Genomic DNA, 16,829 nt, shown 5'->3' on the forward strand with positions numbered 1-16,829 from the left:
CACCGGATTGGCGTTCCAGCCTGATAAAAGCAGGCTTCGTCTATATTTCCATAAAATCACGGACGAAATCAGTAGCCGGATGGTTCAGCAATTCACCGGGCGTTCCAAGTTGTACAATGCGCCCTTTATCCATGAGCGCAATGCGATCGGCCAGTTCGAGGGCTTCACGTACGTCGTGCGTAACCAAAACGACAGTGGTTTCCTGTAACTCATTCAGCCCAAATAGCTCGCGCCGAACGTGCTTTCGTGTAAAGGGGTCCAATGCGCCAAATGGCTCATCCATCAGCACGACGGGTGGGCGGGCGGCCAGAGCCCGCGCTAAACCGACACGCTGTCGCTGTCCGCCACTTAATTCAGCCGGATACCGGGTCAACAAGGATGCGGGCAATTGAAGTTTGTCGATCAGTTCGCGTACTCGCTGCTGCGTTGCAGCCAGATTCCAGCCGAGCAGTTTAGGCACCGTAGCAATGGCCTCGGCAACGGTGTAATGCGGAAACAGGCCACCGTCCTGAATGACATAACCAATGCGTCGACGGAGTTCAGGGCCGGGTTGTTGCCGCACATCCACGCCATCGACACTGATCGAGCCCTTTGTGGGTTCGATCAGTCGGTTAATCATTTTTAGGGTAGTCGTTTTCCCGCAACCACTTGTACCCAGTAAAATCAGATTTTCGCCCCGTCCAATGGATAGTGATACATCATTAACCGCCGGATGTGATCCAAACTGTTTCGTCAGATTTTTTATATCGATCATTCAACCACCCGAACGCCTTTCCAGAATGCCACCCGGTCTTTAATCTGGCTGGCGGCCGGTTTCGGATCGGGGTAATACCAAACCGCATCCGTATTGTTTTTACCGTCTACAGTCAGCGAATAATAGGACGCCAGCCCTTTCCAGGGACAGGTGGTGTGCGTTGAACTATCCAGCAAAAAGTCAGTATTGACCGAACCTTTCGGGAAGTAATGATTATTTTCAACAACGACCGTATCGTCGCTTTCAGCAATGATTTTATCGTTCCAGATTGCTTTCATTCGTGGTGAAGTTATAGCGTTGAATCCTTCAGGGTTATTACCAAAACCGTGTCATGCATTTCGGCAACAACCCTGTTCCTGGGCATTTACTGCCCGTACTTTTCTATAAACTAGATAATTCAGGCCTTTCGCTTCGAGCCGTGCCACGGTTTGAGGATGAGATATGGCAACCGTGGCACGGCTCGAAGCGAAAGGCCTATAACCGTAACACCCAACGATTTGTGTTTATTTCAATACCTGTACCTCAATGATCGAGTTGTCATAGACCCGGTGTGTGGCCTTCTGAAAATCGTCGGCGTTCGCTTTAAAGATGTTTTCTACATATTTCTGGGGATTACGATCGATGAGCGGAAACCAGGTACTTTGCACCTGGATCATCATCCGATGGCCTTTTTTGAAGGTATGGAGCACATCCTGCAAACGGAATGTCACATCAGTAACTTCGCCCGACTTGAATGGTTCAGGTTTCTCGAACGAGTTACGAAACCGGCCACGCATGGCTTCTGAACGTACCATCTGCTGGTAGTTGCCAAGCGTAATATTTTTGTTCGGCATATACGGATGGTTCGGTTCATTGGGCGGATAAACATCTATCAGTTTCACTACCCAGTCGGCATCGGTGCCGGTCGTGCTGACCTTCAGTTTGGCAGTTATTTCACCACCAAGGGTCAGGTCTTCGGTTAAAACATCCGTCTGAAAGGTCAGTACGTCGGGCCGTCGACTGGCAAACCGCTGATCTTCCGACATGTAGTTGAAGGGTGTGAAACCCTGCGTCGTTGTGATGTCTTCGGTATACGGAACGGGCTTTATGGGATCACTGATAAATTCCGCGAACCGGAGCGTCGAACCGTTGCCCGCATCTGTAGAACCCATAACCCGATTCGTGGCCAGCTGACCGCCCGACATCAGGTAATATTGTTTCGTTTGGGCATCGGCAGCAGGCCATTTGTCGAACGTTTTCCACTCATTGCGGCCCGTATTGAACAAGTACGCTTCAGGCAAACCGGTTTTACCATCGCCTGTCCCCTTCAGAAAATGATTGAAGAATTTGGCTTCGATATTCCGCTGATAGAACGTTGCGATGCTATCGCCAAAATAGATATTGCTGTGCAGTGTATGACCTGTTTCCCGCGACCATCGACCATGCCCAAATGGTCCCATTACCAGCGTATTGTAGGTGCCGGGATTGTTTTTCTCAACCGTCTTGTAGATGTTCAGTGGCCCGTACAAATCTTCGGCATCGAACCAGCCGCCTACGGTCATCAGGGCGTGTTTTACGTTTTTGAGGTGTGGAATAATGCTGCGTTTCTGCCAGAACTCGTCGTAGTTTGGGTGCTCAACGGTCTCCTGCCAGTAGAAATTATCCTTGTAATATTTATCCACATTTTTCAACGGGCCAAGATCGTATTGCCATTGAAAACCATCGTTGCTGCCTGTTTGAATAAACGCATTGTTATACCAGGCTTCTGTTGTTGGTTGTGGGTGCTGAATACCAAACACCGGATAGGTGAACAGATACGCCTGAATAAACGCACCATTGTGGTGAAAATCGTCGAAGAAAAAGTCCGATACGGGGGCCTGGGGCGACGAAGCTTTCAGGGCAGGGTGAGCCGCAACAGCCCCGGCAATGGTATAGAAACCAGGGTAACTAATGCCCCATTGCCCAACGCGTCCGTTGTTATTAGCCACGTTTTTAAGCAACCAGTCTATCGTATCATAGGTGTCTGAGCTTTCGTCAACCGCCAGCGCCGACTGACGGGCGGGCGCTTTTCCTTTCTTCTTTGCATTGGCCTCAACCGCTGGTTGCTGGTCGGTTACAGTCGGCGTCATGTTGGTCCAGGTCCCCTCCGAAGCCCAGCGTCCACGCACATCCTGGTACACAAAAATGTATTTGTCACGCATCAGGGTTCCCGATGGCCCTACCTGATTCGGGTAAGTGTCGGGTCCATAGGGCGCTACACTGTAGCACGTCCGCTGCATCATAAATGGGTATTTATTCGTTGGCGAAGCATCCTTAGGAACATAGACCGTTGTATGCAGCTTTGTTCCGTCGCGCATGGGAATTTTGTACTCAACTTTCTGGTAATTGTCGCGAACGTGATTAGCGGCAGGGGTTGTTTGCGCCCTGACCAATGAAGACAAGGCAGGGATAAGCAGGCAGTATAGCCACTTCTTCATGGAGCTGATGGAGTTAAAAAAACGAAACTACTGTAAAGATAATGGTCTGATCGGTATTGTTTTCCACCCAAAACGACCGTTGCAGATGGGCGTTTGGTCATAGCGAGCGTCCAACAGGCCTATCATCTTATCATAGAAAAAGCTACGTTCTGACTCTACGTTTAATTTTATGAACCCGGTTTCCTATTCCAAGCAGATAGTAGAGCCAGCCTGACAAAACCACCCCAATGACAACGACAACGACCCAGATTTTACCATCCGCCCTAAGAATTTCCGTCAACTGATTCATTTTCAATTTTTTAAAAGTATGGTTTTGATCTTAGGCGTGCGTACTGGCTGATTTCGTTGATTCTTCCTGCTCGTCTAAATCGATTTCTAACCGACGCAATCTGACCCGAAGCTGGGTAATCCAAAATCCCAATAAGGTAAATCCCACAAAGGCGGGTCTGATTATCATTTTTATCGAATTGTCCGAATCGTATTGATTAAATCCAGGATTACCGCCGTTACCGGGGTGTAGTGAATCGGTAAATCGGGGCAGAATGAGAATAAGAGGAATAAAAATGGCAAAGGCAAAGATGTTATAAACCGACGAAATTCGGGCTCGACGCATTTCGTCATCAAATGATCGGCGTAAGACAAAATAGGCCAGATACATCAACATACCAACAGCGACTCCATTGGTTTTTGGGTCATTTGGCCACAGATCGCCCCAGGCAAAATAAGCCCATACCGACCCGGTAATACAGCCTAAGATGCCAAAAAGAAGTGCGGTATTAGCCAGCTCTACCGCGATTAAATCATCATCAGGTTTACCTTTTCTTAGATAGCGAATCGAAAAGATGGCGGATGAAAGTAGCATGGCCATCATCGCAATCCAAAGGGGCGGATGAAAGAATGTATTGCGGATGGCCTCGTGTAGAATAGGCAATTTAGGGACAGGATTGATCAGGCCCGCAACAAAGACATACGCCAAAATAAATACGGTTAAGGCTTTCCACCACTGTTTAAGCATGCGTCGACAGGTTCTGGTAAATAAGGGTTGAAGATAGATAGCGAGTTGTGTAAAGGGTTGTTGCCAGCTCCGATGTAGAAACTGTTGATTAGCGATTATCGCGGATTCGGGTTCTGCGCAAAAAAAGCCAGCATCCAATCCCAACGAAAAAGTCTTTTTCGACTAATGTCTACCGTTGGCCCCATTGATGGCTGAATTTCAACCCATATCGATCAGGAAGCTTATGAAAAGAGCATTCGAGCAGTCACACCTGGAAGTTTATTCAACGAAGGTAGTACATGAGTTTCACCATTACCCGCAAAGCCTGATCAAAGTGAGTAGTCATCACAACAACTGTACGGCTTGAATCTCACATACTTTAAACTAAAAATGGACTGCCATAGCAGTCCATTTTTAGTTTAAGCCTTCGTCAGGAAATTAAAAATTAGGGTTTTTGGTGGCTACACTACCTGTCGATGGGTTTAATACCGATTCATCGGCAGGTACATCCCAGTAATCCAGAAAGTTATAGTTGATCGTAACGTTCTTGTTGACGACACCAGCTGTAGTCACAACCGTATTTCCATAACTTCCTCCACCATTGGCGATATCATAGATCCATCCCCATCGCCGACTATCGTAGAATGACAGTCCCCGGCCGATAAGGGCTACCCGTCTTTCTTTTGTCAGTTCGGTAAGTGCACCTGCTAACGTCAGTTTAGTACCGGCAACCGCCGGAACGCCAGCCCCCATGTAATTCCGTACGGCATCGATCGAAGCCAGACCCGCTTCGATATTACCCAGGCGGATGTTCGCTTCAGCCAGCATTAACGCGTTTTCTTCGTAGCTACCAGCAATAAAGAGTTCATATTCGCCAACCGATTTACTGCCGTACATGTACACTCCGGGCATACCGTTACCACCATCCGTTATGCTATACCGAGTGGTAAATGTATAGTTGTTTTTATAGGTGGTAGCCGTGTTAAAATTATTGGCCAGTCGTTTGTCTCCAGCCCCAAAGTTCTGAATAAACCGTTCACTGATTTTAAACGTTGTGGCCGTATTTACACCCGTCGTTAAGGACGTAACCGTTCCACCCGAAGCCGAAAAGAAATAATTGGAAGCCGTACTTCTTCCTGTAAAAACGTAATCGCCTTTCTGAATACCGTTTGTCACCAGTGTTAATACACTGTTCCAGTCGGCGGCCGTCATTGCCGTTGTAGAAGACTTGGCGATTGTAGCGTTTGGGTTCCCGTTGACAAAGGGGGCCAGTTTATTCAGCAGAATATTCCGGGCCAGCATGGTATTGATATTCCGTTTCCACATCTCTACGGTAAGAACCCCGCCATTGCCCACCTGCGTAAAAGCAGGAATCAGCTGACCCAAAACAGCCTGATAATCAGTCTGACTGGTAATGCTGCCCAACGTAGTAGCGGCCATCGTAAGGTAATTATTCGACTGTTTGATCAACTCATCATGCAGCACATATTTGTTGTTCGTAGCACTGGCATCATCAATAATAAGACCCGAATAATACATCGATCCAATCGACGCGTAGGCATATCCCTTCCACCAGTAACACCAGGCTTTAACCGTATTAGCCTTTGTCGCTGCATCGCCCGTGAACTTTACACCGTCGACCAGACTCAACACGTTATTGCAGGCATTATTCATCGCATACATGTTTAGCCACTGGTAGTAAATAGCATTATTGCCCGCACCCGTTGATGCACGGTTATTGTACGACCGGATAATGCCTATCGACGGGGACTTGTTTGTTAGTTTTGTCCCATCATCCAGAATTATGTAATCAGGCACACCAATTGTTGTAATCTGATTGTTAGACGCATCAGCACCCAGCACATCGGCCATTAATTCGTTATACCCCCAGGGTAGTGAAAAGTGACTGTTTCCCAGCCAGTTATCCCCATTCAGAAAGCCATTGATATACACCCCGCCCTGAGCCAGCGAGATAAGACCCGTTTCGGTGTTCACATTGGCGGTTACGGTCGGCGAGTTAGGATTGCCAACATCCAATTGTTCTTTGCAGGAAACCGTTCCAAGCAAAATTGCCGTGAAACAAATCGTATAAAGAAAGCTATGTTTTTTAATAAGTTTCATCTTGAAGAGAAGTTAAAAATTAGAAACCTATATTCAGTCCAACCTGATACGACTTTGTATTAGGCAACGTACTGTGGTCAATACCTCTGTCAAACGATGAGTTAGACGACCCTGAACTGATTTCAGGATCGAGCCCGGTATAGTTGGTGACCGTCAGGATATTTCGGCCAGTCAAGACCAGCTGGCACCTGTTGAGATAGGGTAATTTGACAACTTTTGCCAGGTCAAAGGCCAGTGAAACATTCCGAAGCCGTAAAAAGGAAGCATCCTCAACGAAATAGTCTTTAGTGGCATTGTTTCCGGCTCCCGACAAACTGCCCCAAAGTGCATAGTAAGCACTGGCGTAATAAGCCGAATAAGCACCGGTTTGCCCATCAATGGTTACCGGTTTAGCAAAATCGCCACTGATACCATCCCGATACATCCATTCTTTCGTCTGGTTGTATAAGTGGCTGCCATATACCCAGTCGAACTGGAAAGACAACGTCAGAAAATCCCTGAATCCCAGGCTATTAATGAACGACATGTTAAACTTTGGATTGGGGTTGGCCAAAGGATATTTTTCATCCGTAAACTGGATCGCTTTCGTTGTTTTATCGACAACACGTCCATCAACCATCGCATACTTCGATGCATCGCCTTCTGCTATGTACCGGGCACCATCCATCCGCGTAAATGCCGTGCTGGTCAAGGCTTTATAGCCATAGATTTGACCTATCTGTTGCCCAGGTGTCAAGACCAGTGAGGCATCACCTGCACCCGATGTCAGGATAATATCAGCTCCCCCCGAAATTTTATCGATCCTGGATATCTGGTGACCAAAGTTGGTGGTGAAATCCCATTTCAGATTTTTGGAACTGTAGACCGGCAGGTTCAGGGAGAATTGAACCCCGTTAGACGACATATCTATGGCGTTGGTCTTTTGGCCCGTTGAGCCAAGCGAAGGCGGAACGCTAACGGTATAAATCACGTTGGCGCTCTTCCGTCTCCAGTAGGTAAACGAACCATTGATTGAGTTAAACCACGAGCTATTCTGATTGGCGCTAATCGTAAAATCGGTACCCGCTTCAAATTCTTTCGATACTTCTACCTTTAAGTTCGCATTATTGCTGGTGGTAGGTATCGTGTATACTAACGACGAGCCCAGATTTTGCTGGCTCAATACTGGATAACGATCGAAGGCTCCGGGTTGGATACCGGCTTCGCCATAGGCGGCCCTTAACTTAAAATACGAGATTGTATTGGCCACACCGCTGTTTTTCATGAACGAGAACGGTAAAATGTGCCCATCGAAGTGCGGAAAGGTAAACGGTGTAGAACCAGCCCCGAATGCCGAAGACCAGTCGGTTCGAAAACCGGCTGTCACTCCACCGTAATCGCCAAAATCGATTTTCTGATTAACCAGATACCCATAGGTTACAAAGGGTTCTACGTAATCACCGTTATGATTGGCGGCCGTATTGTAGGAAGCAACCCCCTGCGATGATGTAGACGATATGTTGAAAGGCGGTGCCAGCCCTAACCCTAAACCATAGGTATCGTATTCATTGTATTTCTTCTTTCGATAGTCGAAGGATATCTGCGTGCTGGTTTGAATTGGCAATTTGATATGAAAGTCATTTTCAAAATCAGTCCGGATATAGGCCGTTCCCAAAAAATTCTGGAATGTCGTGTTATACTGCCAGTTATCGATCTCGCCTTTATCGTCGGGGGCGAAATTACTGATCCAGGTGGGGTAATACGTGGCGTTTATATTTTGTGACTGATTGGCGTAAGTCCACCTGGCGTTTTCGGTCCGGTAATTGATTCCATATTTGGCATCCAGCTCCAAAAATTTATTGACGTTATAGTTGACGTCAAAATTTTGGATAACGTCAATTTTGTTGTCCAGACCCGTCGTATATTCCTGGGTATAGTATGGGTTACCGGCATTGACACTCAGGAAATCAGCTGTCTGATAAAGCGGAGAAGTACCATCGGCTAATTTATACCTCAGATCAAAGAATGGGGATGTATTTAAAAAGCTATAAACCGAGCCAACATTTCCCAACGAATTGCCTTTGCCATAATCATAGCCGCCAGCGGCTCCCAATCCTGGATGAAGCGTATTTTTGGTATAGACTAACTGAGTCGTAGATCGTATCGTAAACCCTTTGAACAGCTCCGTACCCAGATTAGCCGAGAGATTGCTTCGGTCGATATAACCGTTTTTCATGATGGAAGAAACGGTATGATTATTGGCAAACGCCAGGGAGAAATCGCTTTTTTCCGATGCGCCCGAAATATTCAGGTTGTTGTTGGTCGTTCCTCCCGTCTGAAATACCTGCTTGAAGTGGTCGTAATATTGCAGGTTAGCTCCGTAGGGTTTATCAGCAACGTTTCGGGTATCCAGAATGGCATATCGAGTTGCCCCACCATATCTGTAGGATATACCCTCAATCGAGCCAACCTCATTATAGGCCAATGGTTTCCCTGAAGGATCGATCAGATTATTGTTTGCATCTGTCAGATAAGGATGCAACTCTGCCTTGTGGACATTGCCACTGTTAATGAATTGGTTAGCCGAATAGCTGCTGGAAAAATTGACCGCAACCCGGCCTTTCTTGCCTTTTTTGGTAAAAACCTGAATAACCCCATTGGCACCCTGCGCTCCATAAATAGAAGCCGAAGCGGCACCCTGAACCACTTCGACCCGATCGACATTACTCAAATCGAGCGAGTTAATATCAGTTGCCGCCACCTGAACACCATCCACCATGATCAGCGGTTTAGTGCCCCCCTGAACGGAATTGATTCCTCGAAGCAATATATTAACCGGGTCGCCGGGGTTACCACTGACCGAGGAAATTTGTGCACCCGGTATTTTACCAATCAATGCCTGATCGATAGACGCTGTGGGAGTTTGAGGCAGATTCTTCGCCGTCACACTTTCAACGGCAATGCCTAGCTTGGCCTTGCTCGTTGCAACCCCGCTACCCGTTACAACGACTTCGGTAAGAATTCGCGAATCAGACACGAGACTCACGTTCAATTCAGACTGGTTCCCAATTGGAATTTCCTGGGTGGTAACACCGACGAAGCTAAATACTAATACACTCCCTTTGGCTGATGGTACTGAGATGTCAAAAATTCCACCTGCGTCGGTACTGGTACCTTTAGTTGTTCCTTTCAAGACAACCGAAACCCCTGGGAGGGGCGAACCATCTTCAGCCGATGTTACCTTACCGACTACTCTTCGCTCCTGAGCCCATGCCATGGTCCAGAGTGAACACACCAATAGCATGCTCACATATAGAGATTTGCTCATAACTGATTTTAGTTTGGTTAAGAAAGTATTCCTGTGAGCAAATCTATATAAGTCAAAAAATCAATACAAACTTTTTGTACAATTTTAATATTATGATCTTTAATTCTATTTTAATGTATTAAATCAAAATATTATTTTGTTTTCAGGCATTTCAGTTTTTCTATATTTCTTACTACAATTACTTAGTTTTGCTTAACAATACATTATACTTATAAGTATTTTTACCTAAAACACTTATCTATCCATAAATAATACAACTAGTAAGCTTATGCTTATTAAGTAGCTTTTTGCGTCAATGGCCCACGATGAAAGTCCGAAATTTTAATTTGGGTCGGGGGCATTACGAACCGATAAGGCAAAGAAAACCCGTCTAAGTCTTGGCTTAGCGGCAAATGAATCGTACATGTTGGCGGTTTTCAGGATAAGCCAGGTAATAGGTTAAAGGTCGGGCTTAGTCCATTCTGTGATTATAGTATTGTCATGGACGAATAGGCGTTGAGATGACCGTATAGGAAAGATGGTTGCCACTATCCACAAAATAGCACAACTAGTAGTGATAGAACACGACCAAATGATGATGGAAGTCCCTGTCCCACTTGACCTAACGTTCGCATATCTGTAGTCGCGAAGCACAATTGGCCAAAGGAAGGGCAACAAATTAGTTAACTATAAAAATCGTGAGCTAAAGTGAAGATGATTAATAATGAGTCGATGAGATTTCTCCATGAGAGCCAATGGTAAACTCATCATCAAATTTGACGCTGACAACAGCTGCATCCCTTACGCCGGGGTGCTCCTTTAGAAATCGTTGACGAGCATTATCCTCGCTAATATTCAAATAAGCGGTCTTCCATGGCTTCGGGGTGATCGACCCGTATCCGGTAACAATTACTAAAATGTTGGCTGCCATGAGTGAAAATTTGGTTGAATGTATGCATTTTGAACTTGTAACCGTGAATTGTCTGAAAGCAATTCGGTTCAACTAAAATCAGATCAGGCGTTATTTGCCTGGTAATTACCGGGGTCATTCCTAAAACCAGTTACTTCATAAACAAAGCAGCTTCACAAAACTACCCCAACTTATTACTAAAAGCGTAGCTTTATTGCATGCAAGACGATGACCTGGAATTAATGAACTATTTTGAGAATCGGCACTTACCAAAGCCTCCCTTTAGACTGAGTGCCAGTGAAATTATCAACGACCTACCCGGCTTTATAGCCGTTCAGTTTAGTCATCTGCGCAGCGGAATGAGTGCTGGTTCTGCCAGAGATAAATTAATAAGATTGAAAGAGCGGCTAGAGGACCAGTAACATAACCAAATCACCTATTGACTCACTTGTTCTAGCTTACAAGCAAAACAACCAGTCTCCACTGGCGGGGCTGGCTGTCGATGACCTCTCCTAATTAAGGTTATTATAAAAAGAACGAACGCCGAAAGTTTATATTCGTAACGGCTAAAATAATCTACATTTTAGGCTTACCCATTTATTAACAAACCATCAGAATGTCCCCTAAGCTCCGGTGCATGTTTATCGTATCCCTAACTCAGCGGTCAGGTTAGGATTACCTCTCTTTATTAGTTATATTTGAGAGAACCGGCTCTACAATAGCCTACCCTTGCCTGCCTTTCGAGCCTGAAATGCCAACCGGCGCCATTACCTGTCGGATTAGTGCAGCTATATGCTGCCTAATGAGCAGTATTGCCATTACTCTTCATTTAATTGCCGAATGAATACCTCGACGGTCAACGCGTTACGACTTTATTATACGTTCACTATAGCAATTGATAAAAATGCATAATGACCAAATCACCGCTCTGGATTTCGAATTAAACCGTTACAATTCCCGGTTAGTGGACGATGAAAGCAATGGTAAGAATATTCTCACTGCGGATGTTGATGGAACGTTACTTAGCGAATCGAAACTGTTGGACTTACTGAACCGGTATAGTATTCCTTTTCAGGAAATAACGTTTCGGTATAGAATAAAAAAAATGGGATCAGCGTTGCAGGGCCGCTATTGGGCCTACTTTCATAAATAACTTTCTAATTCTTAATTAGATCTACTTGTTCTTTAACAAAATAAGTCCCGGTTTTCACCGGGACTTATTTCTTTTAGGCCTTTCGCGGAGAAGTGTGCCACGGTTCAAAACCGTGGCACACTTCTCCGCGAAAGGCCTATTCTTTTTATACCGTTAGTTTTTTCATGTATTCAGCATCGTTTTTCATGCTGACCATCGGCGATTCCGGATACTCTTCCTGCTCGACAATGAAGTATTTGATACCGCTATCCATAGCCACGCGCAATGTCGTCTTGAAATCAACACTCCCCTTGCCAAGGTCATTCTGGACAGGCTTGCCACCTTCCTTTTTGTAATCCTTTATGTGGCAGAGTTCATACCGTTTGCCGTATTTTTTAAGGTGATCAGTTGTGTCAACCCCAGCCACGTCGATCCAGCACAGGTCTAATTCAAACATGACGTTTTTAGGATCAGTGTTCGCTAACAGATACTCCTGAGGGAGTTTGCCATCGAGGGGTTTAAACGAATAATCGTGGTTATGATAACCAAATTTCAGACCGGCCTTGTTTACCTGTTCGCCAACGGTATTGAACTGGTCGGCTATTTTTTTCCAGTCGTCAAACGATTTCTGGGGGCCGATATAGGGGCAAAGCAGGTAAGATAAGCCTGCGTCGTGGGCCATTTCAATGCTTTTTTTGAGTAGATCCGGTTTATCGGCCTGTCCCCGGTAATCAAAGTGCGTGCTGATCATTTTTACGCCCAGATCATCAAGAAACGATTTGATTTCTTTAGGCTCCATTCCCCACAAAAAACCCTTCGCTCCACCGAAGCTCTCGAACTGTTTATAGCCCATTTTCGCTAACTCGGTCATAACGCCTTTGGGGTCTTTAGGCAGTACATCGCGAACGCTGTAAAGTTGTACTCCAAAGGGATTGATGGCCTTAGCAGGCGCACTAGCGAGTAAATCAGATTGGGTAAAGGCAAAAGCTCCGGCCGTGAGCAGACCAGACTGTTTAAGAAAACTCCGTCTTTGCATGATAGAAAATTGTTTGCGGCTTTAGAACGCAAAGATGGGGTGGTTTTATAAAAATATATCAGGAAATATTTTTAGGACTTTCGCTCTCAATCGGAAGCGTGCCACTGTTTTGAACCGTGGCACGCTTCCGATTGGGTTCTACAGCTCCCAAATGACACGCACAACTTTGCCGTGTACACCAATAGTCTGAAAAAACTCCAGCCAGTGAAGCTGTTGTGGACCCAGATGGTCAGTGGGTGATTTTACTTCCACGAAATCATATTGTCCCTGCTCATTCCAGACCAGTAGGTCCGGAAAACCGCGCGTATGTTCACGAACGTTACGGGCCATCTCAAGCAAAATCAGTCTTAGCTGATCAACATCGAGCAAATCGATCATCCGTTTGACGAGCGTCATCAGTTCATCGGACCAATCGACCAACACGTTGGTAATGCCATATTTAGCGTTGAACATCCGGCCCGTATGCCGTCGCCAGTCATCTTTTGTTTCGAGCTCCCAGAGTCGTTTTTTTAGCAGATCCTCCCGCTTGAGGTAAAAGTCAGGAAGATAAAAATCGGACGGAGCCCGTTGCAGCGGATGGTGAATAGCCTGCACATTGGCATCGTAAATGATGTCCCAAAAGACAAGCCCAAATAGTCCGCGCCAGGGATAATTTTCGGTAAAAGCCGCGTCGTAGCCCTGTTCCAGGTAATCATTCATCACCCCCGCTTCGACATGATGTCGGTAAGCAGCCGGGATATTCACACTTTCGGCATCGGACAAAAAACGAGTTGTGGCTTTACGGGTACGTTTCTTTTCGCCGACGCCCAGAATTTTGTTGCGAAAATCAGTAGCAAAGTAGCGTTCTTCTGCATTCAGTGGGCTGACGGCAATTTCGTCGCAGAGGGCCAGCGCTTCATCAATGGAGCCATTTTTGAATAATAACCGTACTCGTCGTTCCCGCGCCGGTACGTGGTCGGAGAGTTCATAAACAGCGAGTGCCTGTTCCGGCAATTTCTGCCGTTCCAGATAACCACCCACACGAACAATGAGCTTCTGATAGCCAGGAATAGCTATTTTGGTCAGTTCGGGCCTGGTTTCATTCCAATTCAGAAACCAGTTATAAATATCTTCTGCGGGCGTTTCGGCTTGTTTAAGCTCATAAAACTCTTCGTAGGTCAGTGAGATCAGTAGCTTGTCTTCAACTTCTTTACGAGTTCGAAAACGGGCCGTTAGCTTACTTTCATCATACCGTTCAAAATTGACCATACCCAGATCGCGCACCACAAACTCGGTCATATTGCCACTCCGGTTGCCAAAAAACAGGTATTTAAACATCATACCTTCGGCCTCAAAGTTCATCTTAACGACCGTTTCGTGCGTAGTCAGGCCACCGACAATTTCGCCAAAATCGAGCTCGCGCAGGGCATACCGAACAACGCCATCTTTCTTTTCTTTGCCCAGTGGCTTAATTTCTTCCGGCTCCAGTGGTAGAAGCTCAAGCAGCTCGGGTTTTGTAAAAACATCCAGTACAGCCTCCCCCCTATTGCTATGATGAGCCGCCAGTCGTTCGATAAATCCAGCGGTTATTAATTCACCAACAGCCGCCGGTAGGTCATTTATTTCGTTATACTGTAGCTTGTTAATACGAAAAAAGAGTCCTTTGCGGTTGCTGAATCGGACATAAAGGCACTGGGCATCGATACTTAAGGCGTCAAACCGCCGTACGAAATCCCACTCTGCCTCGTTTAATAAGCTGCCGTACAGGCGTTTGACAAAATCCAGCACGTAGCGGAAATTGTCGAGGTAATACCGGGGCGTAAGAATAACTTTCTGGCGTCCAACCATCTGTCTTATGGTGATGCACGTTTCCGTGGAAACCCGCAATAATTAGTCAATACCATGGGTTTTCACCCGTATTATAAGAACAAAAAAACAGTCATTTATGTCCCCAGCTGACGTTCTTAACGAGTTAGAGAAACAAGGTATTTTGCTAAACGGGCAGCAAGATAAAATCAGTGATTTTGAGCAGAAACGACCATTCTCGTTGCACTGGGAATTGCGTTCATTGCTTTATGTTGGCATTTTGTTACTGAGCTCGGGCCTTGGCCTGCTCGTCTATGACAACTTCGACCAGATAGGGCATAGTGCACTGCTCACAGCTATGGCAATTGCCTGCGCAGCCTGCTTTCTGTTTGCCTGGCGATTCAGGCCGGAATGGACAGTGAACCAGACAAAAAATCGTTCGCCCTATGGCGATTATTCGCTTCTGCTGGCCTGTCTGTTGTTTCTGACACTCGAAGGGTATGCCCAGTATCAATACACCATTTTTGGCACCCGCTATGGATTGGTAACTCTGCTTCCGGCTTTGCTGTTTTTGCCACTGGCTTATCGTTTCGATCATCGGGGGGTGTTAAGCATGGCTCTTGCCGCGCTTGTTTCGTGGGTTGGTGTTACGGTACGTCCCCTTGAGCTGTATTTCAAAACTAACTTTTTTGATCGCGAAACGGTCTTCTCGGCGATTGCCCTGGCGCTTGTGCTCATCGGGGTGTCATTTGGTTTAGAGCGCCAGCGTATTAAACCTCATTTTGCCTATACCTATCTGACTATTGCGGGCAATTTGCTGCTGATTGCTCTGTTAGGCGGGTTATTCAATTTCGAGGAATTACGCCTTTGGTTTGCGTTGGGTCTTGCGGTAGCCTGTATCATCCTCGATCAATACGCCAGGCGCACCAAGTCGTTTGTGTTTCTGCTCATGAGTGCGGTATACGGTTACATTGGCGTCACATATTTATTTTTCCACTATATCAGCCCCCAAAACTGGTCTGATGGTTTATATTACTGGTATTTCATTCTGACAGGCATTGCGCTGGTAGCCTACCTGATGAGTCAGATTCCTAAACGAAGTAACGCATGAAAGCCTATAACGAAGCGTGGATTTATAACCGCACTATAATCGATCAGGCCGAACGCTGGTATCGCAAACGCTTATTGTCTGATAAACAGATAGCTGCTGTTCGACAGGCCTATCCCGTTGATTTCCGCCAGACAAATGCTTTTATCGAAATCGGGCTGTTCTTATTTACAACCGTTGCCATTTTGGGTAGTTATTTATTGCCTGCCAGCTTTTTCTCAATGTTGCTGAACAATCAGACTGTTTATGGTCTGTTCAATAGCGCTTTCGGCGTCGTGGTGGGTATTGTTGGCCATCAACTCATCAATAAGCGTTCCCTCTATCGAAATGGAATCGATAATGCCTTTGTCGTTACATTAGCCGGATTTCTGGCATTTGGTTTTAACCAGTTGCTGCCAAATGGCTTATCCATCTCAACACATTGTTTGCTGACCTTACCCTTGCTGCTGACCGTGCTGTGGTACTATGGCGACACACTGATTGCATTCTTTACGCTGGCCACCTTCTACACCTTTGTCTTCGACGGCCTCTTGCAATTCAGTTGGGGAAGAGGGGCACTGCCTTTTGTGATGATGACCGTATCTGGGCTATTGTATTTTCTGGCCCGAAACCCAAACTTACTATGGTCGAAGTCGCCCATTCGTGAGGCCTATTATGCCGATCCACAGAATCTGGTTCAATGGGTTACGCTGATTGTTTTAGCGGCAAGCGGAAATTACTTCGTGGTTCGTGAATTAAACGGTCTTCTACTGAAACCTAGTCCAGCCCATGCGCCGGAAATCGACCTGTCTTTCCTGTTCTGGACGCTAACCTTTGCCATTCCGATCACGTATTTGTGGCAGGGATTACAGAAGAAAGATCGAATGTTGTTAATTCTGGGTGTATTGGGCCTGATTGCAGGCGTCATGACGTTTCATGACTATTTTGCGCTTGTACCGCTCAATATGGCCCTAACAATTGGCGGACTCACCCTGATCGGGCTTGCGGTGCTTGGTATCCGTTATTTCCGGCAACCTAAACATGGGTTTACCGATGCGCCGGACGATGATTCACCGGATGAATTTTTCGTCAATACGGAGGCATTAACGGCGATTCAGGCCACGGCCAATACGCATCACAACACAAATGATGATGTTCGATTTGGGGGAGGATCGTTTGGCGGAGCAGGAAGTGAGGGGAAGTATTGATATATCCTGCCCGCTTCTGCCGAAAAACCGCTAAGTTTGGCCCCGCAAACCAACGACCAT

14 protein-coding genes are annotated in these 16,829 nt (G+C 46.2%); 4 read left to right on the top strand and 10 right to left on the bottom strand.

Annotation, left to right across the window (positions count from 1 at the left end):
* Positions 1-40: 40 nt before the first annotated feature.
* The 8 genes from G8759_RS28840 to G8759_RS28870 all read right to left on the bottom strand — a co-directional run bounded on the left by G8759_RS28840 (position 41) and on the right by G8759_RS28870 (position 10,542).
* On the bottom strand, positions 41-754 hold the full coding sequence (locus G8759_RS28840; protein WP_167216194.1) for an ABC transporter ATP-binding protein: 714 nt from the start codon (positions 752-754) through the stop codon (positions 41-43).
* Positions 751-1,032: a DUF427 domain-containing protein gene (locus G8759_RS28845; protein WP_167216196.1), complete on the bottom strand. Its 282-nt coding sequence runs from the start codon at positions 1,030-1,032 to the stop codon at positions 751-753. Before G8759_RS28845 ends, G8759_RS28840 begins: the two co-directional genes overlap by 4 nt.
* 225 nt (positions 1,033-1,257) lie before the next feature.
* Positions 1,258-3,210, bottom strand: coding sequence for a CocE/NonD family hydrolase (locus G8759_RS28850; RefSeq protein ID WP_167216197.1), 1,953 nt, complete (start codon positions 3,208-3,210; stop codon positions 1,258-1,260).
* Between the two features lie 142 nt (positions 3,211-3,352).
* Positions 3,353-3,499: a CcmD family protein gene (locus G8759_RS36480; RefSeq protein WP_232073981.1), complete on the bottom strand. Its 147-nt coding sequence runs from the start codon at positions 3,497-3,499 to the stop codon at positions 3,353-3,355.
* Positions 3,500-3,529: 30 nt separating this feature from the next.
* A complete protein-coding gene (ccsA, locus tag G8759_RS28855; RefSeq protein WP_167216208.1) occupies positions 3,530-4,225 on the bottom strand; it encodes a cytochrome c biogenesis protein CcsA in 696 nt (231 codons plus the stop codon).
* Between the two features lie 417 nt (positions 4,226-4,642).
* Positions 4,643-6,325: a RagB/SusD family nutrient uptake outer membrane protein gene (locus tag G8759_RS28860; RefSeq protein WP_167216210.1), complete on the bottom strand. Its 1,683-nt coding sequence runs from the start codon at positions 6,323-6,325 to the stop codon at positions 4,643-4,645.
* A gap of 19 nt (positions 6,326-6,344) precedes the next feature.
* Entirely contained in the window at positions 6,345-9,632 is a 3,288-nt protein-coding gene (locus G8759_RS28865) for a SusC/RagA family TonB-linked outer membrane protein (RefSeq protein WP_167216212.1), read from the bottom strand.
* A gap of 697 nt (positions 9,633-10,329) precedes the next feature.
* On the bottom strand, positions 10,330-10,542 hold the full coding sequence (locus G8759_RS28870; protein ID WP_167216214.1) for a hypothetical protein: 213 nt from the start codon (positions 10,540-10,542) through the stop codon (positions 10,330-10,332).
* 221 nt (positions 10,543-10,763) lie between these two features.
* Between G8759_RS28870 and G8759_RS36485 the strand changes: the two genes are divergently transcribed.
* On the top strand, positions 10,764-10,943 hold the full coding sequence (locus G8759_RS36485; RefSeq protein ID WP_394353335.1) for a DUF6965 family protein: 180 nt from the start codon (positions 10,764-10,766) through the stop codon (positions 10,941-10,943).
* 482 nt (positions 10,944-11,425) lie between these two features.
* Positions 11,426-11,674, top strand: a complete 249-nt coding sequence (locus G8759_RS28875; RefSeq protein ID WP_167216216.1) for a hypothetical protein — start codon at positions 11,426-11,428, stop codon at positions 11,672-11,674.
* Positions 11,675-11,819: 145 nt separating this feature from the next.
* On the opposite strand, the gene G8759_RS28880 is transcribed toward G8759_RS28875, so the two are convergent.
* Complete coding sequence (locus tag G8759_RS28880) at positions 11,820-12,689, bottom strand: sugar phosphate isomerase/epimerase family protein (protein ID WP_167216218.1); 870 nt, start codon at positions 12,687-12,689, stop codon at positions 11,820-11,822.
* 138 nt (positions 12,690-12,827) lie between these two features.
* Positions 12,828-14,516: a VRR-NUC domain-containing protein gene (locus G8759_RS28885; protein ID WP_167216220.1), complete on the bottom strand. Its 1,689-nt coding sequence runs from the start codon at positions 14,514-14,516 to the stop codon at positions 12,828-12,830.
* Positions 14,517-14,613: 97 nt separating this feature from the next.
* On the opposite strand from G8759_RS28885, the gene G8759_RS28890 reads away from it, so the two are divergent.
* Together G8759_RS28890 and G8759_RS28895 are read left to right on the top strand one after the other, a co-directional pair.
* Entirely contained in the window at positions 14,614-15,585 is a 972-nt protein-coding gene (locus G8759_RS28890) for a DUF2157 domain-containing protein (protein ID WP_167216222.1), read from the top strand.
* Positions 15,582-16,769, top strand: coding sequence for a hypothetical protein (locus G8759_RS28895; RefSeq protein WP_167216224.1), 1,188 nt, complete (start codon positions 15,582-15,584; stop codon positions 16,767-16,769). The genes G8759_RS28890 and G8759_RS28895 overlap by 4 nt, the downstream gene beginning before the upstream one ends.
* The last annotated feature ends 60 nt before the right edge of the window (positions 16,770-16,829 follow it).

It is taken from the genome of Spirosoma aureum, from assembly GCF_011604685.1.
GTDB lineage: Bacteria > Bacteroidota > Bacteroidia > Cytophagales > Spirosomataceae > Spirosoma > Spirosoma aureum.